Source organism: Streptomyces sp. NBC_00057 (assembly GCF_045041165.1).
Classification (GTDB): Bacteria; Actinomycetota; Actinomycetes; order Streptomycetales; family Streptomycetaceae; genus Streptomyces.
Window position 1 is genome coordinate 5084831 of sequence record NZ_CP108256.1, and the last position, 22934, is coordinate 5107764.

The window sequence follows — 22934 nt, forward strand, 5'->3', positions numbered from 1 at the left end:
ACCGGTTGCGGAAATCAGGCCGTCGCGGGTTCCGTCAGCTTCAAGAACGTCTCGTCCAAGCTCGGCGTGCGTGTCTCGACCGAGGCGATCGGCAGCTCCGACTGACCAAGCGCCCCTACGGCCCTGGTGAGTGCGGAGGGATCGCCGATCGCCAGGGTCACCGAGCCGTCGGCGTCGTCCACGTCCGCCGAGCTCGAACCGGCGAGGCTCAGTACATCGGCAACGCGCCGCAGGTCGGTCGGGTTCAACGGTCGGACATGGAGTACCTGTCCGCCGAACCGGGACCGCAGCTCCGCGGTGGAACCGGAGGCGATCACCCGGCCGCCGTCGACGACCACCACGGAGTCCGCGAGCGCCTCGGCCTCCTCCATGTACTGCGTGGTGAGAAGGACCGTCGTGCCGTTGCGGACGCAGGCGCGCACCTCGTCCCACAGCTCATTGCGGCTGCGCGGGTCGAGGCCGGTGGTCGGCTCGTCGAGGAACAGGACGGCGGGCTCGCTGATCAGGCTGGCCGCCAGGTCCAGGCGGCGACGCATGCCTCCGGAGTACGTCTTGGCGAGGCGTCCGGCCGCTTCGGTGAGCCGGAAGCGCTCCAGGAGCTGGTTGGCCCGGTCGCGGGCGTCCCGCCGGGACAGCTCAAGGAGGCGGCCGATCATGTACAGGTTCTCCGCACCGGAGATGCCCTCGTCGACCGAGGCGTACTGGCCGGTCAGACCGATCAACTGGCGTACCCGTTGCGGATTCCGGACCACGTCGACGCCGTGGATCTCGGCGCGGCCCCCGTCCGGCCGGAGCAGGGTCGACAGAATCCGCACCGTGGTGGTCTTGCCCGCGCCGTTCGGGCCGAGCAGACCGAGAACGGTTCCCTCCGCCACGTCGAGATCGACGCCGTCCACCGCTCGGAAATCTCCGAAACTCTTGGAAAGTCCCTCTGTCAGAATCGCCGAGCTCATTGGGCCTCGCAGTCGTTCGTCCTGATTCCGCGTGCGGGCGCCGATGCTAGTGACATCGATTATTGGCCGCGTATTGGGCCGACCCCGTCGCCTCACGCGAATGCCCTGCTCGCCGGCCCCGCAGTGGTCGGGAAAATGCTTCGATAACGGGGAAGAATCTTCCGCTCGTAAGGTCGACTCGCTCACGGCGCAGAGCGTCTCGCCGATGTGGCGTGGCCCGATCCGCAGGAACGAGTGGGAGAGAGACTTCGATGGAGACGTCTGGAGGCTCTGTCGCCCGTGTTGAGGCGACCGGCGGCCGGGAATTCTGGCGCGGCGTGTTCGCGGCCGGGGGCTTCACCGCCGTGCCGAGATGGATATCCGGCGCGCGGCATGGTGACGCCGTCCTTGAAGCGGACGCACGGCCAGGCAGCGCCGTCCTGGAGAGGGCGGTCGCGCCCGGGACGACTCAGGCGCTGCGGCGCATCGCCGACGACCTGGGAGTACCGCTGGACGCGGTCCTGCTCGCCGGGCACGCCAAGGTCCTCGGAGGCCTCGCGAGCGAGTCCGACGTGATCACCGCTATGGCGACGGGGCAGGGCAAGATCCTGCCGTGCCCCCTCACGCTCGAGGACGCCTCGTGGCGCGGGGTCGTCCGCGCCGCCGATCGCAGCGCCCGACTGGTGCGCCAGTACGCCGACGTCCCCCTGGCCGAGCTCCGCGACCCCACGGCGGATGTGCTCTGCGAGACCGTCGTCGAGCTGCCCGGACAGGGCACCCCGGACGCCGCGCTGCCCGAGGGCACCGTCCTGCGGACCAGCTTCGCGGATGACGGCGGACATGTCCTTATCCGGTACGCATACGATGCGACGGCACTCGACGAGGAAGCCGTCACCCGCATATCCGGCTACTACCTCACCGCGCTCGACCTGCTCGCCGCCGACCCCGAGGCGGCGCACGGACGGCAGAGCCTGCTGTCGCGGCAGGAGCTGACATTCCAGTTGGAGGGCCTCGCGGGCGCTGACCGGCAGCGGCCCGACCGGCGCTTCCACGAGCTCTTCGAGGAGCGCGTCGAACGACACCCGCACGCCGTCGCCGCCGTCCACCGCACGACCGAGTGGACGTACCGGGAACTGGACGACCGGGCCAACGCCGTCGCAAGGGCGCTGCTGAACAAGGGGCTTGGCCGCGAGGATGTGGTCGCGGTAGTGACCGAGCGCACGCTCGACTGGATGGCGGCGGTGCTCGGTGTCTTCAAGGCCGGAGGCGCTTACCTGCCGGTCGAACCGCACTTCCCGGCCGACCGGATCGCCGCGATGCTCACCCGCAGCGGCTGCCGCTATGCGCTCACCGACTCCAGCGGCGCCCCGGGCCTTGAGGCGGCCCGCACAGCCGAGGTCGCCACCCTGTCCCTCGAGACGATCGGCGAGAGCGACGTCCCGTACAGCGCACCGACCGTCGAGGTCGGCGCCGGCCAACTCGCCTACGTGTACTTCACCTCCGGTTCCACCGGCGAACCCAAGGGGGCCATGTGCGAGCAGGCGGGGATGCTCAACCATCTCTACGCCAAGATCGAGGACCTGGGGATCGAGGAGGGTGCCGTGGTCGCCCAGACCGCCCCCCAGTGCTTCGATATCTCGCTGTGGCAGCTGGTGTCCGCGCTGCTCGTCGGCGGCCGCACCCTCATCGTGGAGCAGGAGGCCATCCTCGACGTCGACCGGTTCATCGAAACCGTCGCCGAAGGGGAGGCGGAGATCCTGCAACTGGTCCCGTCCTACCTGGACGTCGTGCTGTCCTCGCTGCGCGTGCGGCCCCGCCGACTTCCGCGCCTGCGCTGTGTGTCGGTCACGGGCGAGGCGATCAAGAAGGAGCTCGTGCAGCGCTGGTTCGCCGCCCTGCCCGACGTTCCCCTCGCCAACGCCTATGGCCTGACCGAGACGTCGGACGACACCAACCACGAGATCATGGTGCGGGTACCGGACGAGGAGCGGGTGCCGCTCGGTCGCCCCATCGCCAACACCACGGTGTATGTGCTCGACGAGAACCTCCTCCCCGTGCCCCTGGGAGCCCCCGGCGAGATCGCCTTTTCCGGGGTGTGCGTCGGCCGTGGCTACATCAACGACGAGGAGCGCACCCGCGCGGCCTTCGGCGAGGACCCGCACCGGCCGGGCCACCGCCTGTACCGCGCGGGCGACTTCGGCCGCTGGCTGCCCGGCGGCAAGCTGGAGTTCCTCGGCCGCAGGGACGACCAGGTCAAGATCCGAGGCTTCCGCATCGAGGTCGGCGAGGTCGACAACCACCTGCTGCGGGTCGACGGAGTGCGCGACGCCGCCGTTGTCGTCGCGGCACGCCCTGATGGCAGCAAGCACCTGGTGGCCTTCTACTCCGCTGCCGGCGAGGTGCCACAGGACACCCTGCGCGCCCTGCTCGGCGAGTCCCTGCCCTCGTACATGGTCCCCGCGTCCTTCCACTGGCGCACGGAACTCCCGCTCACCGGCAACGGCAAGATCGACAAGAAGGCCCTGACCCGCCTCGCCGCCCACCTCGAGCCGGCCGACGGCCAGGGGGAGCCCCCGAACACACCGGCCGAGCAGCGCCTCGCCGCCGACTGGGCGCACGTGCTCGGCATCCCGGTGGCACAGATCAGCCGCACCGCCAACTTCTTCGACCTGGGCGGCACATCGCTCTCCTCGGTACGTCTGGTCATCCGGCTGGAGCGCCTGATCAGCCCCGGAGACGTCAACCGGGTCCCAGTACTGGCCGACCTCGCGCGGCTTGTCGAGATGGCGGGCCGGTCGGACAGCCCCACGGCGGAGACCGCCTCCGGACCCGCTCGAATCCCCGGCCCGGCGGCGGAGGTGGGCACCATCCCCATCGTCCGGGCGGTCACCGATTCCCCGGCCGACTGGGCTGCCGAACAGCGCGCCCACCTGCACGCCGCCGTCGCCCGGCACGGCGCCTTGCTCATCCGGGGGCTTGGCCTGCGCACCGCCGAGGAGGCGGGCGCGGTCCTCGACCGTCTCCGCCACGAGGCGATGGCCGAACGGGAGGCGGTGGCTCCCCGCCAGGAGTACGCCGCCGGGGTGCTCTCCGCCTCGGTGTGGCCCGCCGACCAACCGATGTGCATGCACCACGAGTTGAGCTACCGGCGCGAGGTGCCCGGCCTCGTTCTGTTCGCCTGCCTCGCCCCGGGCACCACCGGCGGAGCCACCGGCATCGCCGACTCCGCGGCCGTGCTCAAGGCGCTCCCGGCCGACGTCGTCGACCGGTTCGAGCGCGACGGATGGATCCTGGCCCGTACCTACGGCGAGGACCTGGGCGTGCGCTGGGAGGATGCCTTCGCCACCGAGGACCGGGCCGAGGCCGAGCGGTACTGCCGGGACCACGGCATCGAGTTCGCCTGGAGCGACGACGGACGGCTCCGCACGCGCCAGCGTCGTGCCGCCGTCCTGCGCCACCCGCTCACCGGCGAGCGCGGCTGGTTCAACCAGATCGCGTTTCTCAGCGAATGGACCATGGCCCCTGAGATCCGCGAGTACCTCATGGACGTCTACGGAGCCGACGGACTGCCCTTCACCACCTTCTACGGCGACGGCGAACCGATCGGCGAAGACGTCATCGACGTCATCGCCAAGGCGTACGAGGAGAACACCATCCATCACCACTGGGCGGCCGGCGACGTCTTGGTGGTCGACAACCTCCGTACGGCACACATGCGCGAGCCCTACGAAGGACCGCGCAAGATCTGCGCCGCACTGGGTGACCCGGTCTCCCTGCCCGCGCTGCCCTCCGGTGCGTGAGCCGCCGCCCCGCCGCGCGCTCTCCCTTCCACGACACACGACTCGCTTCACAGATACGGATTCCCACATGTCGCAGCGCCGCGAGGCACCGTCGTTCGCCGTCATCCCCGGAGCCCAGGTGCACGAAGCACTGCACGGCCGGGAGAACCAGGTCACCGAGGCGGTGGAAGCCGCCTACCGCCTGCACGGCGCGGGCGACTCCGTCAATCCGCCGTCCTACTTCCTCAAGTTCCCCGACCGCCCGGCGGACCGCATCATCGCGCTGCCCGCGTCCCTCGGCGGCGAGGTCGGGGTGGACGGTCTGAAGTGGATCTCCAGTGTCCCCGGGAACGTAGAAGCGGGCATTCCGCGCGCCTCGGCCGTCCTGATCCTCAACGACCGCCTCACCGGGTACCCCTTCGCCTGCCTGGAGAGCTCCATCATCAGCGCGACCCGCACGGCGGCCTCCGCGGCCCTGGCCGCCGACCGCCTGAGCGGCGCCCGCAGGCCCACCCGTGTCGGTTTCGTCGGCACGGGCCTCATCGCCCGGTTCATCCACTCCTATCTGGTGGGTACCGGCTGGAAGTTCGAGGAAACGGGCGTGTTCGACCTCTCCGGCGAGCACGCCGCCGACTTCCGTTCCTACCTCGAACGGGACGGGCGCACCGGGCGCACCACCGTGCACGACAGCGCGGAGAGCCTGATCCGCTCCTCCGACATCGTGGTCTTCGCGACCGTCGCGGGCACCCCGCACATCACCGACACCACCTGGTTCGGCCACCACCCCCTCGTACTCCACGTGTCGCTGCGCGACCTGGCGCCGGAGATCCTCCTCGACGCCGTCAACATCGTCGACGACGTGGAGCACTGCCTGAAGGCGGAAACCTCGCCGCACCTGGCCGAACAGCTCACCGGCAACAGGGACTTCCTCGACGGCACCCTCGCCGACGTACTCGAAGGCCGCCTGGACGTGCCCGAGGACCGGACCGTGATCTTCTCGCCGTTCGGCCTCGGGGTACTCGACCTGGCCGTCGGTAAGTACGTGTACGACGAGGTGACACGGAAGGGCTCGCTCGCCACCGTCGACAACTTCTTCCACGAGCTGCGCCGCTACGGATGATCCCGCCGAAGTCCAGGCGCACCGCTCGCTCTGAAGGAGGAACGGCACCATGCCCGTGATATCTGCCCCGCAGGAGTTCAACGAGGAAGAGCTGTACGTGGACCTGCGCTCCGTCCTCGGCCACCCTCTGTACCTGAAGTGCGAGGGGTTCAACTTCGCGGGCTCGGTCAAGCTGAAGGCCGCGGAGGAGATGATCTCCGCGGCTGAGAAGGACGGCATCCTCACTCCTGGTTCGACCCTCGTCGAGTCCTCCTCCGGGAACCTGGGTGTCGCGCTGAGCGTGATCGCCGCCAACCGGGGCTACCAGTTCCTGTGCGTCACCGACTCGCGCTGCAACCGGTCGACGCGGCGCCTCATGGAGGCCCTGGGCAGCCAGGTCCACATCATCGCAGGGCCGGATGCCGAGAGCGGCTTCCTCGGCGCCCGCATCGACTACGTAAGGCAGTTGGTTGCCTCCGACCCCCGCTACGTATGGCTCAACCAGCACAGCAATCCGAACAACTGGGTGGCCCACTACCGCACCACGGCGCCGGCCATCGCCCGGCAGTTCCCCAAGCTCGATATCCTCTTCGTGGGCGCGGGCACCACGGGCACGCTCATGGGGTGCTCCCGTTTCTTCCGGGAGTACGAGAAGCGGGTGCGCATCGTCGCGGTGGACAGCGTCGGCTCGGTGACCTTCGGTGGCCCGTCCGGGACGCGGATGATCCCGGGCCTTGGTACCGGAGTGCGCCCGGCCCTGCTGGATGAGTCCCTGGTCGACGAGGTGATCCACGTTCCCGAGGCGGACACCGTGCGGACCTGCCACCAACTGGCCCGGCGTGGCTTCCTCTTCGGTGGCTCCACCGGGACCGTGGTCGGCGCGGCAGGGAAGTGGCTCGCCGACCACACGGCGGGCGATGAGCTCACGGCGGTGGCCATCGCGCCCGACCTGGGCGAGCGCTACCTCGACACCCTGTATCAGAGCGACTGGGTCCGGGGCCTGTACGGCGACGACGTCCTCGACGAACTCGCCGTGGGCACCGGGTCGATGTGAGCCCCACCCTCCGTCGGCCGCACCGACGGAGGGCCGGCTCCCCGGGCCGCACCCGTCAACTGCCGCGCTGCACAAGGCCCGCCTCGTACGCGTAGATCGCGGCCTGGGTGCGGTCCCGCAGTTGGAGCTTCACCAGGATGCGGCTGACGTGGGACTTCACGGTCTGCTCCGCCACCACCAGGTGGTTCGCCAACTCGGCGTTCGACAGGCCCTGGGCGATCAGACAGAGGACCTCCGTCTCGCGCTCCGTGAGGCTCTCCAGACGCTGGACGCGGGGCGCCTGCAGGGAGCCGAAGCGGGAGAAGTCCGCGATGAGGCGCTTGGTCACGGCAGGTGCCAGCATGGCCCCGCCGGAGGCCACAGTCCGTACGGCCTCCGCCAGTTGACGGGCCGAGGTGTCCTTGAGCAGGAAGCCGCTCGCCCCGGCCCGCAGCGCCTCATGGACGTACTCGTCGGAGTCGAATGTCGTCAGGACCACGATCTTGGTCTCGGCTCCGGTGGCGGAAATCCGTCGGGTCGCTTCCAGTCCGTCCACCACCGGCATCCTGATGTCCATCAGGACGACATCGGGCTCGAACTCGGCCACCTTGGCCAGCGCGTCCTCACCGTCCTGCGCCTCGGCGACGACATCGATGTCCGGCTGGGCGTTCAGGAGAACCGAGAACCCCTCCCGGATCAGGGCCTGGTCGTCCGCGATCACTACTCGGATGCTCATACGTCCGCGCCTTCGCCGATGGGAAGCAGGGCCACTACCTCGAACTGTCCGTCAGGGCCGGGACCGGCCCGGAGTGTACCGCCCAGCATCGCCGCGCGCTCCCGCATGCCGAGCACCCCGTGACCCGAACCACTGCGCTTCAGGGCGGGCCGGGCGGCGGTTTCGGTCGACGGGCCATTGACCACGCGCACGTGGATCCCCTCGCCTCGGTAGTCGATGTCGACGCTGACCGGGGAACCCGGCGCGTGGCGCAGCGCGTTGCTCAACGCCTCCTGCACGATGCGGAAGACGGAGAGGCCCACGCCCGGGGGCAGCGTGCGGGCCGCCCCCTCGACGGTCAACTCCACGGCGGATCCGGCGGAACGCACGTTCTCGACCAGTTGCTCGATGTCGGCCATGGTGGGCTGCGGACCGCGATCAGGCGTAGTGTCCCCGGCCCCCGCCTCTTCCGACCGCAGCATCCCGAGGAGATGGCGCAGCTCGTTCAGCGCGGTGAGCGCGTTCTCGCGGATCGTCGCGAAGCTGTCGGTGAGCTCCTGCGGCGGCTCGTCCACCCGGTAGGGAGCGGCCTCCGCCTGGACGGCGATCACGGACATATGGTGCGCGACCACGTCATGCAGCTCCCGGGCGATCCGGGCGCGCTCCTCAAGAAGGGCGTTACGGGAGCGTTCCGCCTCGGTGAGGACCTCCTGGTGCTTCAACTCCCGCCGCGCCTCGCTGCGCCCGCGCAGCCCGGCCACCAGACCGAGACCGCAGGCGGAGAGGACGGCGACCAGCGGCAGATCGCGACTGGATGAGAGATGCCCCGCCAGCAGGGCCAGGAGATACCCGGTGAGGACGGTGCCCCCCCACACCACCGCGGTCGCCAACGGCGTGGCACTCCAGGCGAGCATGAGAAGGACTGCCAGATACGCCACCAGACCGGCCTGGGTCCACGGCCAGGCGCCGCCCTCGGTGGGAGTGGTGAGCAGGGCGATCACGACCGCCGCCGTCAGCGAGATCCACCAGGCGGTCACCGGGCGGGTCAACGCGAGCAGGACGGGTGTGGTCTGGGCGAGACCGAGGACGATGGCCATCCCGTACGGGAGGTGGCTTGCGTCCATGATGAGGCTGGTGCAGGTCCCGGCCGTGAGGAGCACGATCAGGACCGCGCCGCCCACCAACAGTCGCCGTGCGACCTTGTCCAGGGAATTCGTCAGTGGGCCGACCGGCTGCGCGGATAAGGTGAACAGGCCGAGCCACAGCGTCGTAAGGGCGGGCCGGAGGCTTCGCCGCGCCGAGTCCGACCGCCCGGTCGGCCCCGGTGCTCCTCTTGAGTCTTTGGTCACTCGGGCAACCCTAACGGCGCCCATTCGGGTCGGTTGGCTGGCCGGGGTGCAGCCAGGAGGCGGAATCTTCGTACCGGCAGATCAAGACCTTCCAGCGCGGCCGGCAGGAAGTCCTGCGGTCGGCCACGCCGGAGCTGGTGCGGCAGGAGGTGTGGGTGCACCTGGTCGTGCACCACTGACCAACCAGGGTCATCATGCGGCTCGCCGACGGCCACGGGATCGACCCGGACCGCATCTCGCGCCGCGCCCGGTCCGGGCCGGAGCGTTCCTACCGGTCCGGACCCTTCCGCGAACGGGTGCGGCCGCGCCCGGTCCGGCGGGCGGCTGCCGGTCTGCGGAGTAGCCTGAATACGTACGGCTCCCGGTGAGCCGCTGTTGTCGGCCTGCGCATCGAAGGGGGCCGGTATCGCATGGACACCCTGGTCACTGTCGTGGTCGTCCTCGCGATGATCGCGATCGCGGCGTTCGTCATCCATATGCTCAATGCCAGGCATCGGCATCAGCATCTGCGCCCCGCGCACTACGACCACGGGCTGGCGGGGTTCGGCGAGGGACCCGGTTCGGGCGCGCGGCCTGCTTCGGGGCCGGCCCCGGGGCCGGAAACGGGTGAACAGCGGGGGAGCGGAGAGTCCGGTACGCCCGGCTCCGGCGGGTGATCCGCAGGCGGCGGGCTACTTCGCGTCCGAGTAGCGCTCCACCACCGCCGTCGTGAACGGAAAACGCACCGGCGTCTCACCGAAGGCGGTCCGCCCGGCCAGATCACCCGCCGCCCGGATCGCTTCCACGACCGCATCGGCCTCCTCCTGCGGGCAGTGCACGATCACCTCGTCATGCTGGAAGAAGACCAGCTCCGCCCGGAGACCCGCGGAGCCGAGCGACTGGCGCAGGGCGGCCAGGAGCAGTAGCGCCCAGTCCGCTGCGCTGCCCTGCACCACGAAGTTACGGGTGAAGCGACCCCGCGCGCGGGCGTTCGACGATGCGTAGCCAGGGGTGAACACTCCGTCGGCGGTGGGCTGTTCCGCGCTCTCCTGCGGGATGCCGGCCTCGTCGTCGTCCCCGCTCCCGGCCGCGGGCGGACTGGTCCGGCCCAGCCACGTCCGTACGAGACGTCCCTCCTCGCCCGCCTTCGCCGCATCGTCGACATACGCCACGGCCAGCGGAAATCTCCGGCGCAGGGCTGCCAGGTTCTTCAGGCCGTCGCCCGAGGTCTGGCCGTAGATCGCGCCCAGCAGGGCGAGCTTGGCGTGGTCCCGGTCGCCGTGGAAGGCCCGGTCGGACAGCGACGTGTAGAGATCGCCGTCATGGCCCGCCACCTCCATCAGACCGCGATCGCGGGAGATCGCGGCCAGCACTCTGGGCTCCATCTGGTCGGCGTCCGCGACGACGAGGCGCCAGCCTTCGTCGGCGACGACCGCCTGCCGTATCACCTTGGGGATCTGCAGCGCTCCTCCGCCGTTGGTCGTCCAGCGGCCGCTGACCGTGCCGCCCGGCTGGTACTCGGGGCGGAAGCGGCCGTCGCGCACCCAGTCCTGGAGCCAGCTCCAGCCGTGCGCCGTCCAGATCCGGTACAGCTTCTTGTACTGGATGAGGGGTTCCACCGCCGGATGGTCCAGCTCCTCCAGCTCCCAGCGCCGGGTGGACTTCACCTTGATGCCGGCCTGTGCGAACGCCTTCACCACGTCGGCGGGGAGGTCGGGGCGGACCCGTCTGCCGAAGGCGGCCGACACCTCGTCGGCCAGCTCGGCCAGCCTGCGGGGCTCGCCGCCGCCCGCGTAACGCTCGCCGAGCAGTTCGTGGAGCACGCCCCGGTGCACGTCGGCGCGCCAGGGGAGGCCTGACCGGTTCATCTCGGCGGCGACCAGCATGCCGGCCGATTCGGCGGCCGTCAGCAGGCGCATCCTGCCCGGGTGTGCGGTGGCGTCGTGGCGGCGGAGCTGGTCGGCGTACACCTGGAGCAGGTCGTCGAAGGGCAGGTCCGTGCCGGACTGCGGTTCGAAGAGGGAGGACTGCGAGCCGGGCTCGGCGGAGCGGGGTGGAGGATCGGGGGGTACGGGGGCGTTGCGCAGGCGGGCGTGGGCGGCGGCTGCGGAACGGGGTTCGCCGAGACGGCCCTCGTGGGCGAGGAGAAGGGACTCGGCGACCTCGATGTCGTAACAACGGGCCACGGGGACGCCGGCCGAGAGCAGGCGCGGGTAGATCTCGGCGGTGGACCGCCAGACCCAGCGTGTGACATCCGGGCGGGAGCGGACCGCCTCCACGAGGTCGGGTTCGGTCAGGACCGGGGCGGTGGGCAGGCCGGTGGAGTCCAGCGGGGCGAGGAGGGCGCCGCCGGTCTCCGTGGTGGCCAGAGCCCAACGTTCGGTCATGTTGTCGAGTCTGGCACCCGGCACTGACAGGGGCGTGGGGCGCGGGGGTGGGGTGGGCCGCTGCGCGGGATTTCACCCCACCCCCGTCCCTTCCCGAAACCGGGGCTCTGCCCCGGACCCCGGTCCTCGAACGCCGGACGGGCTGGGGGCGGGGGCCACAAGCCCCGGACGGACCGAAACCTAATCGGAGTCCGTCGTCCAGGTGCCCAGGGAGATTTCGGCGGTGATGCCGGGGCCGAAGCCCGCCATCAGGCCGCGGTGGCCGTCAAGGGCCGAAGCCTCGTCGAACATGCGGCGAAGGGCGTCGAGCACCACCGCGCTGGCTATGTTGCCGTACTCGGTGAGCGTGGCGCGGCTGAAGCGGAATGCTTCTGGTGGCACGTCGAGGAAGCGGCTCAGGTCGTCCAGGATGCGCGGGCCGCCCGCGTGGATGATGTAGAAGTCCATCTTGCTGGCGTTCCATTGGTGCTCCTCCGCGACGGCGTTCAGGGCCGGGGCGAGGGGCTCCATGGTTCCTGGCACACGCTTGTCGAGCTGGAAGTGGAATCCGGTGGACCGGACCGCGTAGGAGATCCAGTCCTCGGTGTCCGGGATGATGTACGAGCCGTTGCTTTCCAGGCGGACTCCGGTGCCACCGCTGCCCCGGACCACGACGGCGGCTATGCCGTCGCCGAACAGACCGTTGGACAGCAGGGATCCGACGCCCAGATCGGTGGGCTGGTAGCACAGCGAGCAGAACTCGCAGGCGACGATCAGCACATTGGCGTCGGGGTACGCCGTGCAGAAGTCGTGGGCCCGGTTGACGGCTGCGCCGCCCGCGGCGCAGCCGAGCTGGGCGATCGGCATCTGCCGTGTCTCCGGCCGGAAGCCCATCTTGCCGATGAGCCACGCGGTCGGCGGAGGCATCATGAAGCCGGTGCAGGAGACATAGACGATCAAGTCGATCTGCCGCGGCTCCAGTCCGGCCTGATCGAGTGCCCGGCGTACTACCGCCGGCACCCTGGCCTTGGTCTGTTGTTCGTAGGTGATGCTGCGGGCGTCGAAGCCCGGGTGCTGCAGCACCTTCTCGATCGGTTGGATCAGGTGCCGTTTCTGCACCCCGGTATGTTCGATCAGACGAAGGACCAGGTCGATCTGCGGATGGTCGCCGTGCAACCGTTGAGCCAGCTCCAAGGTTTCCTCGTTGGTGATGACATACTCGGGAACCTCGATTGCCGGCTTGCAGAGAACCGCCATGGAACTCCTCCTAGCGGACTTTTGGTCCACACCGCCGGGCCCGGAACGGTACGGGGTGTTCGCCGACGCGGGATTGGCCACCACGGCTCCGCACGCGCGGTGCCGTGCGAAACAGAGCTCTGGTGGATTCCTGCGCCGGGTTCGGTACCCCTGATACGGGCGCGGACGGGCCGACCGTCGAAGACTGAAGTTCTAGCCGTATGTGGGCGGATACTGATCCGCCACGGCTTGGGTGGGTGGCCGTCGGCATCACGCTACGGCAGGCGGATCGGGGCCGCATGTCGAGCCGACGCACAGCCCGCAGCAGGGCACAGCAAGGCGCCCGGTGCGCAGCAGGGCACAGCAAGGCGCCCGGCGCCCCGGGATTGTTCCGGGTTGCCGGGCGCCCTGGTGCGACGCATCATCAATGAGCATCACTGTCCGTGCACAGAGGCCCGGCGCGTTGCCGGACCACCCCTGTCACCAGGTGACAGGCAGTTCGAGGGGATAGCGCCAGATCGATGTCTTGTTCCAGCGCACTTCCTCGGCCGGCGTCGCCAGCTTCAGAGCGGGGAAGCGCTTCAGCAGAGTTCCGATGGCGACCTGGAGTTCCGTCGCTGCGAGCGGGGCACCCAGACAGTGATGGCCGCCCCAGCCGAAGGTCATATGGGACGGACCCTCGCGCTCCAGATCCAGCTCGTCGGGCCGGTCGAACTTCCGGCCGTCGCGGTTGGCCGTCAGATAGGAGACATGCACGATGTCCCCCGCCCGGATCGCCACGCCGCTCAGTTCCACGTCCTCGGTGGCGACACGGGGGATACCGACACCCTTGCGGAAGGGAATGAAGCGCAGCAGCTCCTCGATGGCCTGCGGGAGCATGTCGGGGCGACCGCGCAGCATCGCGAGCTCGTCGGGCCTGGTGAGCAGCGTGTAGGCGATGTTCCCGATCTCGTACGTGGTGGTGTCCTGGCCCGTGATGAGCAGCACCATGGCCATCACGGTCAGTTCCTGCTCGTTGAGGATCTCGTCCCCGTCGCGAGCCGTGGCCAGTGCGCTGATCAGGTCGTCGCCCGGGTTCTCGCGCCGCTCGGCCGTCAACTTCTGGAAGTAGGCGCGGAGATCGGCCTTGGCGCGTACCGCGGCGTCCTTGTTCTCGACGGTCGTGTCCATCATCGTCCGGGCGTGGGCGCGCAGCTGTGCGCGGTCCGCCTCGGGGATGTCGAGGACCTCGCAGATGGTGGTCAGCGGCAGCGGGGCCGCCAGATGCTCGAAGAGATCGGCGGGGGCTCCGTGCTCCTCCATCCGGTCCAGCAGCTCGTCCACGACATGCTGGGTACGTACCTTCATGCGCTCCATGTGACGAGGCGCGAAGCCCTTGGAGATCAGGCTGCGCAGGCGGCTGCTGCCCGGCGGGTCCATCACGTTGATCGCTTCGTCCTGAACGATCGGCTCAGGGGTCATGCGCGGGAAGTTCCGGCCGATGATGGCGCTCCGGCTGAAGCGCCGGTCGGTGGTCACCGTGCGCACGTCGTCGTAGCCGGTGACGAGCCATGCCTCGCCGTCGCCGTGCGGCAGCCGGATGCGGGAGACGGGTTCTTCGGTCATCAAGTGCCTGAGCACCGGGTCGAATTCGAGGGCCTCGGCATAGTCGAACGGGCAGTGCCGTGCGCCGGCGACTGGTTCCATACGGAGCTCCAGAGGGGGGATCTGACGGGTGGTTCGAGGAATCTGCGGGCTGGACGGGACATGGGTGCCCGGTCACCCGCACAGGCACGCGCCACTCCGGGCCGATTGGTCCATATGCAGAACGGATTCGACAGACCTGGTCGCTGGACCGGCGCAATCGGTCCAGCGACCCTGTTCGGCCGGTGCGACCCGACGAACTCGGCGGATTCAGGCGCGCTCGGCGTGAACAGCCGTTCTCAGAGGGACGGTACGACGTTGGTGGCCTCCACCGCGGGGCGCAGCGCCCGGGCGAGCTCGACGGCGTCGCCCACGGCCCAGAAGTGGGTGAAGAACAGGCGGGGGTCCTCCGCCAGGTGGTGGTTGTGCAGCTCGACGAGCTTGATCCCTCCGCGCCGCAGGGCCTTCAGCGTGTTCTGGACCTCGCCGGCGAGCATGGCGCAGTCGCCCGCGAGCGCGGCCCGGCCGCCGCCCAGCGGCTGGAAGGTGAACGCGCTGGTCGATCCCAGGCCGGGGGGAAGGACCAGATGGCCGTCCGCGATGGTCTCGCGGCGGAGGAAGACGCACTTGTAGACCTCGCCGTCGCTGACGCCCTTGGCGCCCAGCGCCGCCTCCATTCCGGCGATGTCCAGGTCGATCGGGGCCGGCGGGCCCGGCGGCAGGGCGGGCGGGGTTCCGGTGCGGTCGAATCCGGCGCGCAGACCGCGGGCCAGGGCAACCGCGTCGTGACCGTGTGCGTGGACGTGGGTCCACCAGATGTCGGGGGTCTGGGCGAGCAGGTGCTTGTGGAGCGCGGTCTGCTCGATTCCGTGCGCCTGCCAGGCATCGGTCACCCACTGCAGTTCGTCCTCGGTGACCACCACGTCGCCCATCAGCATCGTGCTGCCGTCGGCGTAACGGACGAAGGCCACATGCGTGCCCAGCGCGAGCCCCGGTGTGACGACGACGCCGTCGGAGACCACCAGAAGATCCCGCCGGGGGAAGGCCGTGTGGTAGGTCGTTCCGCGCAGCATGTCGCCGGTGCGGCCCAGTGCTTTCGCCACGCCCGCCCAGTCCGCCAGGCCGGTCGGCACCGGCTTGACCCGTCTGCCGTGCCCCGGCCCGGGCATCCCGTTGGGCAGCGCGCGAGCAGCGGCAGGCCCTGCCGCGGTCAGCATCGGCGCGAGTGCGGCCGCGGCCAGTACGCGTCGCCGCGACGTGATCGCCCGTGTATTCGTGTCCTGCTGTCGGTCTCCGGTCATCACTTGATCGCCTCCATGGCGAGATGAAACCACGGGAAACCTGGATGAAAGGGTGAAAACGAATGCATCGTCAACGGGTGGGGCTGGATGGACCAATCGCGCTCTCCGGCCCGGTCCCGTACGGCCCATCCGGACCTTCGGTGCACCGGCATCGAGCGGCCCCGCACCGCTCTCGGCAAAAGCGCTGACCCGACCGAGACCACCGCGCACACCCCGGCCGCCCCGACCGTCAGCGGCCACTGCGCCGACATCGCCACCGGTGCGGACAGCGAGGCCGGCGCGGCGGCGAGGCCCGCCAGGTCGACCGCGGTCACGGCCAGTCCGAGCAGCGCCCCGAGCCCGACCGCGAACAGGGCCTCCCCGGCCACCACCGCGAGGACCCGCGGCCGGGTGGCCCCGGCCAGGGCGCGGTCGCCGACGACGCGGCGCACCTCGGCGACGGGCGCGTCCACACCTACGGCGTCCGGGTCGCGGTGCGCTCCGTTTCCGTCGTCCCGTGTCACCTGGCCGAGCGCCCGGAGGTCGCGCAGGAGTGCGATATCCACAGGGTGTGGATGAGTGAGGTCTGCCCTTCCCGGTCCACCAGCTCCCGCAGCATCGCCATCACCTCCTGGCTCGTCGCGGTGTCCAGTGCACCGGTCGGCTCGTCGCCGAAGAGCACCGCGGGCCGGGTGATCAGGGCCCGCGCCAGGGCCACCCGCTGCTGTTGCCCGCCGGACATTTCGGCCGGCCGGTGCCCCGCCCGGTCGGCGAGACCGACCCGGGCCAGGGATTCGCGCACCTCGGTACGGGACGGGCGGCGGCCCGCGAGCCGCAGCGGCAGCGCGACATTCTGTGCGGTGGTCAGCGAAGGGACCAGGTTGAACGCCTGGAAGACGAAGCCGATCCGGCCCCGGCGCAGCAGTGTCAGCCGGCGCTCGCTCAACCCGGTCAGCTCCACCCCGCCCACCTCGACGGTGCCGGATGTCGGCCGGTCCAGCCCGGCCGCGCAGTGCAGCAGCGTGGACATGCCGGAGCCGGACGGGCCCATGACGGCGGTGAAGGTGCCGGGGCGGACGGTGAGGTCGATGCCGTCGAGGGCGTCGACCTCTCCATGGGTACGGCGTACGGAGCGGAGCCGTACGGCATCGGTGGCACGCGCGGATGCAGCGGATGCGTGCGGGGGAGTCATGTCCTCGATCGAACCGTTTCCGCGCTCCGCGATCACGACCATCAGAGCCCGTCCTCGGGGTAGGGCCAGGCATACCCCGGTCGCACCGTCCTGCCTACCCTGGCCTCATGGAACCGGTGATCGACCAGGCATTCGCGGCAGCCCTCTACTCCGAGGGCGACGCCGGTCTCGACACCGGAGCCTCCCTCCTGGCCGCCGATCCGGCGGCCGACGCGGAACTGTTCCGGCGCGGCGAGGAGTTCGTCCGCCGTGCCTGGGAGCGCGGCTGGCAGCCCGCCGATGTCGTACGCATCGTCCGCCGCGAACTCGACGAGACCGCGGTCGGCCTCGCCGCCGGGCTGATCGCATCGGAGACCGGACGGTACGAGCAGCTGCCGCCCCGCTGGCGGTCCCAGCTCGACGGGCTCCCCGCCGCGCCGCCCCGGAACCGGCCCGACCGGTTCTCCTACGCCTCCGTGCTCCTCGGCCTGTACCGGCTGTTGCTCAGGATCCCCGCCCTCGAACCGGTCGGTCCACCGCCCGGCACCTCCCCGCACGGGCTCCACCTGCCGCCCGTGCACGACGAACCCCGGATGCTGACCCGGATCCGTGCCCTGCTCGCCAAGGCGGAGGCGACCGGCTTCCCCGAGGAGGCGGAAGCCCTCACCACCAAGGCGCAGGAGCTGATGGCCCGGCACTCCATCGACGAGGCCCTGCTCGCCGCCCGAACCCACAGCAAGGAGGCGCCGGGAGCGTGCCGGATCGGGGTCGATGCCCCGTACGAGACGGCGAAGGCGATCCTGCTCGACGCGGTCGCCTCCGCGAACCGCTGCCGTGCGGTGTGGAACAGTGACCTCGGCTTCTCCACGGTGGTCGGCTTCGAGCCGGACCTGGAGGCCGTGGAGCTGCTGTACACCTCCCTGCTGGTCCAGGGCACGGTGGCGATGACGAAGGCGGAGGCGGGCCAGCGGGCCGGCGGACGCAAGCGGACCAAGACGTTCCGGCAGTCCTTCCTGATGGCGTACGCCCAGCGCCTGGGCAGCCGGCTCGCCGCCGACACCGCCCGCGTCACGGCGGCCGCCGAAACCGAGACCGGATCCGAAGCCGCGGGGGTGGCAGCACCCCATCTGCTCCCGGTCCTCGCCGCCCGCGACATGGCCGTCACGGACACCGCCGAGCGGATGTTCCCCGAGACCACGACCACGCGCGTCCGGGGCGCCACGGATCTCGACGGTTGGACCCATGGAACGGCCGCCGCGGACCGGGCGAGGATGGGCGGGAGCGGGCCGGAGATCCACGGCAGGCGCGGGAACCTGTAGGAACCGGTAGATACCTTAGGAACCGTAGATACCTGTAGAAACCGTAGATGCCTTATGAATTACGGCAACTCGGGCTTATCGGTCATTCCGGCTAGGCTCTGGGCATGAGCTGGTTCCGGGCGCTGAAGGAGACCGCCCGCTCGGGGCTGACGATCGAGCGGCGGCGTCTCGAACCGCTCATCGCGATCCGCGGTGCGGCCGGTCTCGCCCTCGTCATCGGGGTAGGCCTCGCGCTCTTCGGGCCGGTGGTCGCCGCGAGCTCCGCGTTCGGTGCGTTCCAGGCGGCCATCGCCACGTTCCAGCGCAGCTGGCGTCCCCGGCCCGTCCTCGCCCTGGTCTCCGGGGCGAGCCTCGCCGTATCGACATTCCTCGGCTATCTCGCCGGCCCCCGAATGCCGCTGTTCCTGGCCCTGCTGGTGCTCTGGACGTTCCTCGCGGGCCTGGCCTGGGCGGCGGGACCGACGGGCGGCCTCATCGCGTCGTCCAACGTGGCGATCATGCTGGTGACGGTCACCCTGCCCACCTCCGTCGCGAACTCCGCCGTGCATGTCGTGATGATCCTGTTCGGCGGTGTGGTGCAGGCGGCGCTGATCGTCCTGTTCCCGGTACGGAGATGGGGCGCACAGCGCGATGCCCTCGCCGACGCCCTGGTCGCCGAGGCCGACTACGCCCGCCGATTGCGCCATGACCCGCTCGCCGCCTTCGATCCGGTGCCGCTGATGACGGCCCGCAGCGCAGCCGCGGTCACCCCGCGGCAGGCCCGCCGCCGGCCGCCCGAGCTGCATGGCTCCCGCGGTGTTGCCGAACGGATCAGGCCGGTGCTCGCCTCGCTCGCGGACCCGGCGATGGGCGTCCCGTCCGAGGGGCCGGAGCGGGACCGGGTCTGCGAACTCCTCGCCGCCGCCGGATCCGTGCTCGATTCGGCGGCGTGGGCGATCCGCAACGGCGACCCGGTGAAGCTCTCCCCGTCCGCCGTCGCCGCGCTGAAGACCCCCGACACCGGCACTCTCCTCACCGGCCCGTCCCGCCGCGCCGCCGCCCGGCTCGGCGCGCTGCTCTCCGATGTCATCGAGACGGCCGAGGGCGAGGGTACGAAGGAGGAACAGGCCGAGGCCGAGGAGGCCGCCGAGACCATCAGGGCCACCGGGGACGGGGCCCCCGGCGCTCCGCACCGCCGCCGCCCCACCCTCCTGCGGCTGGTCCCTGTCGTCGGGAGGGCGGTGCGCGCCGAACTGCGCCCCGGTTCACCGATCCTGCGGCACGCCGTGAGGGTCTCCGTCGTCGTCGCCGTCGGCTATCTCATCGGTGCCGCGCTGCCGTTCGGCCACGGCTACTGGGCACCCATGGCGGCCGTCATGGTGATGCGGCCGGAGTTTTCCCAGACGTACGGGCGTTCCGTGGCCCGTTTCGGCGGCACGATCGTCGGCGTCTCGCTCGCCACCGCGATCGGCCGGACCACCGACCCCGGTGTGACCGGGTCCGCGCTGCTCGCCGTGCTCTGCGCCCTGCTGATGTATCTGCTGATGCGCACCGGGTACGTGGTCGGCCAGGCGTGCGTCTCCGCGTACGTCGTCTTTCTGCTCGGCATGGCGGGCGACAACTGGTCGCAGACCGTACACGAACGGGTCGTCCTCACCCTCGTCGGCGGTCTCCTCGCGATGATCTCGTACGCTGCCTACCCGGCGTGGGAGACCCCGAGGCTTCGCGGCAGGCTCGGCGACTGGCTGGAGGCGGACGGGCGGTACGCGGCCGCGGTCGTCGACCAGTACGCCGAACCGGCCGAGCGCGGCCAGGACGACGTCCGTTCCGCCCTGCTGGACACCCGCGAGGCCCGCGTCGCCTGGCAGGAGACGCTTGCCACCGCCCAGCACGAACCGGTGCGCAACCGCGGCCTCTCCCGCGCCGCCGCCGAGGACACCCAGCACGCCCTCGCCCAGCTCGGCCGGGTCGCGATGCTGCTGGAGGCCCACCTCCCGTGCGGCAGCGCAACCCCCGTACCGGCTGCCGCGCGTCTGGCGCAAGCGCTGCGCCGGGCCACCGAACAGGGCGCGAAGGAACTGCGGGAGAGGCGTGTACCGGACTGGGCGGAGGTGCGCGAGGCGCTGGCGCAGTGGGACGCGCAGCAGCGGACGGGCGAAGGGGAGGACCCGTTCGTACGGAACGGGGCCGGCCTCCTCCTCGAAGCCCTGGAGGAGTTCTCCCGGGGACTGGACGGGACGTCGAAGCCGAACCCGCCCTCGGATCAAGCCGATTGAGGGGACGGAACGGCTTGCCGTCAGGGGGTCGGCAGGTCCGGCAGACCCGACGGGATCGCACCCGGGTCGGTCTTGGCCAGGGTGTCCTTCGTCCCGCCGTCCCAGGACACGACGACGGTCTTGCCGTCGTTGGACACGATGGACCCGATGGTGCGGTCGGTGTCGCCGTCGGCGCACTTCAGCGCCAGCATCACCTTGCCCATGTCCTTCACGGTGCCCGTGCAGGCGCGCTGCTCGGTGACGAGCACGGCCTTCCCGGACGCGACGGACAGGACCACGGCCTTGCCATCGGTCTTCCCGGCCCAGCCGCCCTCCAGCGCCGCGGCGTCGGCCCCGGAGTCGCTGCTGCTGCCGCTGTCACCGGGAGCCTGACTGGACTTCGCGGCGTCGGAGCTGCCGTCCGGGTCGCTCTTCTTGCCGTCGCTGCTGCAGCCGGTCAGTGCTGCGGCGGTGACGAGTCCGGCGATGATCACGGCGCCGGTACGTACGACTTTGCGCATGCGGAATTCCCCCTTATTGGCAAAAGACCGCGCCAAGCTACCAGCGCGTGCCACGGGGATGGGCTGCCCGACTCGGGTTGGGCGGAGCCAAACAGGCGTCCCGTACGTCTATCTCTGCGTCCAAGGCTGTAATCGCGGGAACACCCCGCGTGCACGTGCATCCGCTCATGCATCTGCTCATGCGGGGACAATTGAACAGAGCTATGATCCGAGACAGTTGACACTTGCACCTTGCAACTCGGGGAGCGTCCTGTGCACCACGTGTACAACGGCATGGCGGCCACAGAGCTTCGCGGAGTCGTCTGGCAGAAGAGCAGACACAGCAACTCCCAGGGATCCTGCGTGGAGTTCGCGAAACTGCCCGACGGGGATGTGGCGATGCGGAATTCACGCCACCCCGACGGGCCGGCCCTGGTCTATACGCCGGCTGAGATAGAGGCGCTGCTGCTCGGGGTGAAGGACGGGGAGTTCGACCACCTCGTAGCGGGCGGCTGACCGCGTCCCGCGGGGCGGTGTCCGACCACCCGTCGGCAGCCCGCGCGGCCGCCGCGCGGGTCACACGTCGTCGGACAGCCGGAACAGTGCCCAGACCACCTTGCCGCGCGGTGTCGCCGCGGTGTTCGGGTGATCCGCTCCCGGAGCGGGAGAGGGGTGCCAGCCCCAGGAGTCGCTGAAGGACTCCACCAGGAAGAGGCCGCGGCCCGACTCCGCCGAGTCGGGAGCCTCGGAGGCCACCGGGCTCTCCTGGCTGGGGTCGCGCACGGCGCACACCAGGCGCGAGCTCCAGCGCATCAAGTGCAGCCGTACGGGCGGCTCCTGAGGCTCCGGTGCGGTGCCGGCGGGCAGGGCGTGCCGCAGAGCGTTGGTCACGAGTTCGGAGACGACCAGTGCGACGTCGTCGAAGCGCTCGTCCAGTCCCCAGCCGCTCAGCGTCGTCCTGGTGAACTGCCGTGCACCGCCTACGGCTTCGTAGCGGGCGGGCAGGGTGCAGGTGGCCGATCCGGAGACGGCTGAGGGATCGATGGGGGGAAGCCCCTGCCGTAACGGCTCGAGCATCGTCGATCCATTCGTCCCCATGCGAGGCACTCCCGGGATTCGCGGCTGTATCGGTACTGCGGGGTACAGCGGCACAACACGAACGAGCACGCAGGTGCGCGAGGACCATGGTTCCGAATGCGCAGGGCAGATGCAAGGGCAGATGCACGTGCACGCGCCTGACCTGTCCGAACCCGTGCCGGTTCTTGGTCATTTCTTCCTGCGTGCATTTTCGTAGCTTTCTGGGAGTCTTCTCATTTCCGTAATCGAACGAGTACGGGCTGAAGCGTTTTGATGGCAGAATCCGGCACTTGGGGTTCAGGGGGAGCCCCGGTGTCCAGGAAGCGATGGGGAGGATCGGGCCGGTGGCGGCAGGCGAGTCGAGTGGATCTGTGGTGCGGCGCATCCTGCTGGGCTCGCAGCTCAGGCGGCTGCGCGACTCGCGCGGGATCACCCGCGAGGCGGCCGGCTACTCCATCCGGGCTTCCGAATCGAAGATCAGCCGCATGGAGTTGGGACGGGTGAGCTTCAAGGCCAGGGACGTCGAGGACCTGCTCACGCTCTACGGCGTCACGGACGAGGCGGAGCGCGACGCCCTGCTCGGCCTGGCCCGCGAGGCCAATGTGGCGGGCTGGTGGCACAGTTACGGAGATGTGCTGCCCGGGTGGTTCCAGACGTACATCGGTCTGGAGGGAGCGGCATCGCTCATCCGGGTGTACGAAGTCCAGTTCGTCCATGGTCTGTTGCAGACCGAGTCCTACGCGCACGCGGTCGTCACCCGGGGCATGGGCGACGCCCCGGCCGTCGAGATCGACCGCCGGGTCGCGTTGCGGCTGGAGCGCCAGAAGGCCCTCGTCTCCGAACGCTCACCCCGTTTCCACGCCGTGCTGGACGAGGCGGCGCTGCGCCGGCCGTACGGCGACCGTGAAGTGATGCGCGGACAATTGCGGCATCTGATCGAAATGTCGGAACAGCCCAACATCACTCTTCAAGTGATGCCCTTCAGTTTTGGCGGGCATGCGGGGGAGGGTGGTTCTTTTACGATGCTCCGATTCCCGGAATCCGATCTGTCGGACATCGTCTATTTGGAGCAGCTGACAAGTGCGCTCTATCTGGACAAGGCCGAAGAAGTCGCTCAGTACGAAAAGGCCATGGTGCGACTGCACGAGGACAGCCCAGGTCCCGAGGAGAGCCGCGATCTGCTCCGCGGTCTACTCCAACTCATCTGATTCATAAGTACGATGACGGTTCGACGGAGTCTGC

Annotated in this window: 19 protein-coding genes; 8 read left to right on the forward strand and 11 right to left on the reverse strand. The window is 70.1% G+C overall.

The window, feature by feature from the left end; all coding sequences use genetic code 11:
• Positions 1-14 precede the first annotated feature (14 nt).
• Positions 15-953, reverse strand: a complete 939-nt coding sequence (locus tag OG953_RS23910; RefSeq protein ID WP_405686738.1) for an ATP-binding cassette domain-containing protein — start codon at positions 951-953, stop codon at positions 15-17.
• Positions 954-1204: 251 nt separating this feature from the next.
• On the opposite strand from OG953_RS23910, the gene OG953_RS23915 reads away from it, so the two are divergent.
• From OG953_RS23915 to sbnA, 3 genes are all read left to right on the forward strand, one after another.
• Positions 1205-4732: a non-ribosomal peptide synthetase gene (locus OG953_RS23915; RefSeq protein ID WP_405686740.1), complete on the forward strand. Its 3528-nt coding sequence runs from the start codon at positions 1205-1207 to the stop codon at positions 4730-4732.
• Between the two features lie 67 nt (positions 4733-4799).
• A complete protein-coding gene (gene sbnB, locus OG953_RS23920; RefSeq protein ID WP_405686742.1) occupies positions 4800-5831 on the forward strand; it encodes a 2,3-diaminopropionate biosynthesis protein SbnB in 1032 nt (343 codons plus the stop codon).
• Between the two features lie 49 nt (positions 5832-5880).
• The gene (sbnA, locus tag OG953_RS23925; RefSeq protein WP_405686743.1) at positions 5881-6864 is read left to right on the forward strand and encodes a 2,3-diaminopropionate biosynthesis protein SbnA; all 984 of its coding nucleotides are present in this window, start codon (positions 5881-5883) and stop codon (positions 6862-6864) included.
• Between the two features lie 55 nt (positions 6865-6919).
• Here sbnA and OG953_RS23930 read toward each other — a convergent pair whose 3' ends face one another.
• Positions 6920-7579 carry a response regulator gene (locus OG953_RS23930; RefSeq protein ID WP_405686744.1) on the reverse strand — a complete coding sequence of 220 codons (660 nt, stop codon included), beginning with the start codon at positions 7577-7579 and terminating at the stop codon, positions 6920-6922.
• The gene (locus OG953_RS23935; RefSeq protein ID WP_405686745.1) at positions 7576-8907 is read right to left on the reverse strand and encodes a sensor histidine kinase; all 1332 of its coding nucleotides are present in this window, start codon (positions 8905-8907) and stop codon (positions 7576-7578) included. The genes OG953_RS23930 and OG953_RS23935 overlap by 4 nt, the downstream gene beginning before the upstream one ends.
• Before the next feature lie 410 nt (positions 8908-9317).
• Between OG953_RS23935 and OG953_RS23940 the strand changes: the two genes are divergently transcribed.
• Positions 9318-9563: a hypothetical protein gene (locus OG953_RS23940; RefSeq protein ID WP_405686747.1), complete on the forward strand. Its 246-nt coding sequence runs from the start codon at positions 9318-9320 to the stop codon at positions 9561-9563.
• A gap of 15 nt (positions 9564-9578) precedes the next feature.
• Here OG953_RS23940 and OG953_RS23945 read toward each other — a convergent pair whose 3' ends face one another.
• From OG953_RS23945 to OG953_RS23970, 6 genes are all read right to left on the reverse strand, one after another.
• Positions 9579-11273: a bifunctional 3'-5' exonuclease/DNA polymerase gene (locus OG953_RS23945; RefSeq protein ID WP_405686748.1), complete on the reverse strand. Its 1695-nt coding sequence runs from the start codon at positions 11271-11273 to the stop codon at positions 9579-9581.
• A 180-nt stretch (positions 11274-11453) separates the two neighbouring features.
• Positions 11454-12509: a type III polyketide synthase gene (locus OG953_RS23950; RefSeq protein WP_405686749.1), complete on the reverse strand. Its 1056-nt coding sequence runs from the start codon at positions 12507-12509 to the stop codon at positions 11454-11456.
• A 459-nt stretch (positions 12510-12968) separates the two neighbouring features.
• Positions 12969-14174 carry a cytochrome P450 gene (locus tag OG953_RS23955; RefSeq protein ID WP_405686751.1) on the reverse strand — a complete coding sequence of 402 codons (1206 nt, stop codon included), beginning with the start codon at positions 14172-14174 and terminating at the stop codon, positions 12969-12971.
• 236 nt (positions 14175-14410) lie between these two features.
• Positions 14411-15412, reverse strand: coding sequence for a DUF1259 domain-containing protein (locus OG953_RS23960; protein ID WP_405686752.1), 1002 nt, complete (start codon positions 15410-15412; stop codon positions 14411-14413).
• On the reverse strand, positions 15412-15957 hold the full coding sequence (locus OG953_RS23965; RefSeq protein WP_405686753.1) for a hypothetical protein: 546 nt from the start codon (positions 15955-15957) through the stop codon (positions 15412-15414). Before OG953_RS23965 ends, OG953_RS23960 begins: the two co-directional genes overlap by 1 nt.
• Entirely contained in the window at positions 15912-16583 is a 672-nt protein-coding gene (locus OG953_RS23970; protein ID WP_405692024.1) for an ABC transporter ATP-binding protein, read from the reverse strand. The genes OG953_RS23965 and OG953_RS23970 overlap by 46 nt, the downstream gene beginning before the upstream one ends.
• 107 nt (positions 16584-16690) lie before the next feature.
• Between OG953_RS23970 and OG953_RS23975 the strand changes: the two genes are divergently transcribed.
• Together OG953_RS23975 and OG953_RS23980 are read left to right on the forward strand one after the other, a co-directional pair.
• The gene (locus OG953_RS23975; protein WP_405686755.1) at positions 16691-17881 is read left to right on the forward strand and encodes a DUF2786 domain-containing protein; all 1191 of its coding nucleotides are present in this window, start codon (positions 16691-16693) and stop codon (positions 17879-17881) included.
• Positions 17882-17985: 104 nt separating this feature from the next.
• The gene (locus tag OG953_RS23980) at positions 17986-20136 is read left to right on the forward strand and encodes an FUSC family protein (RefSeq protein ID WP_405686757.1); all 2151 of its coding nucleotides are present in this window, start codon (positions 17986-17988) and stop codon (positions 20134-20136) included.
• Positions 20137-20156: 20 nt separating this feature from the next.
• On the opposite strand, the gene OG953_RS23985 is transcribed toward OG953_RS23980, so the two are convergent.
• Complete coding sequence (locus OG953_RS23985) at positions 20157-20636, reverse strand: hypothetical protein (RefSeq protein WP_405686759.1); 480 nt, start codon at positions 20634-20636, stop codon at positions 20157-20159.
• Between the two features lie 252 nt (positions 20637-20888).
• On the opposite strand from OG953_RS23985, the gene OG953_RS23990 reads away from it, so the two are divergent.
• A complete protein-coding gene (locus tag OG953_RS23990; protein WP_266690134.1) occupies positions 20889-21131 on the forward strand; it encodes a DUF397 domain-containing protein in 243 nt (80 codons plus the stop codon).
• A gap of 60 nt (positions 21132-21191) precedes the next feature.
• Here the strand turns inward: OG953_RS23990 and OG953_RS23995 are convergent, their stop codons facing one another.
• Positions 21192-21692, reverse strand: a complete 501-nt coding sequence (locus OG953_RS23995) for an ATP-binding protein (protein ID WP_405686761.1) — start codon at positions 21690-21692, stop codon at positions 21192-21194.
• 326 nt (positions 21693-22018) lie between these two features.
• Between OG953_RS23995 and OG953_RS24000 the strand changes: the two genes are divergently transcribed.
• Entirely contained in the window at positions 22019-22900 is an 882-nt protein-coding gene (locus OG953_RS24000) for a helix-turn-helix domain-containing protein (protein ID WP_405686763.1), read from the forward strand.
• The last annotated feature ends 34 nt before the right edge of the window (positions 22901-22934 follow it).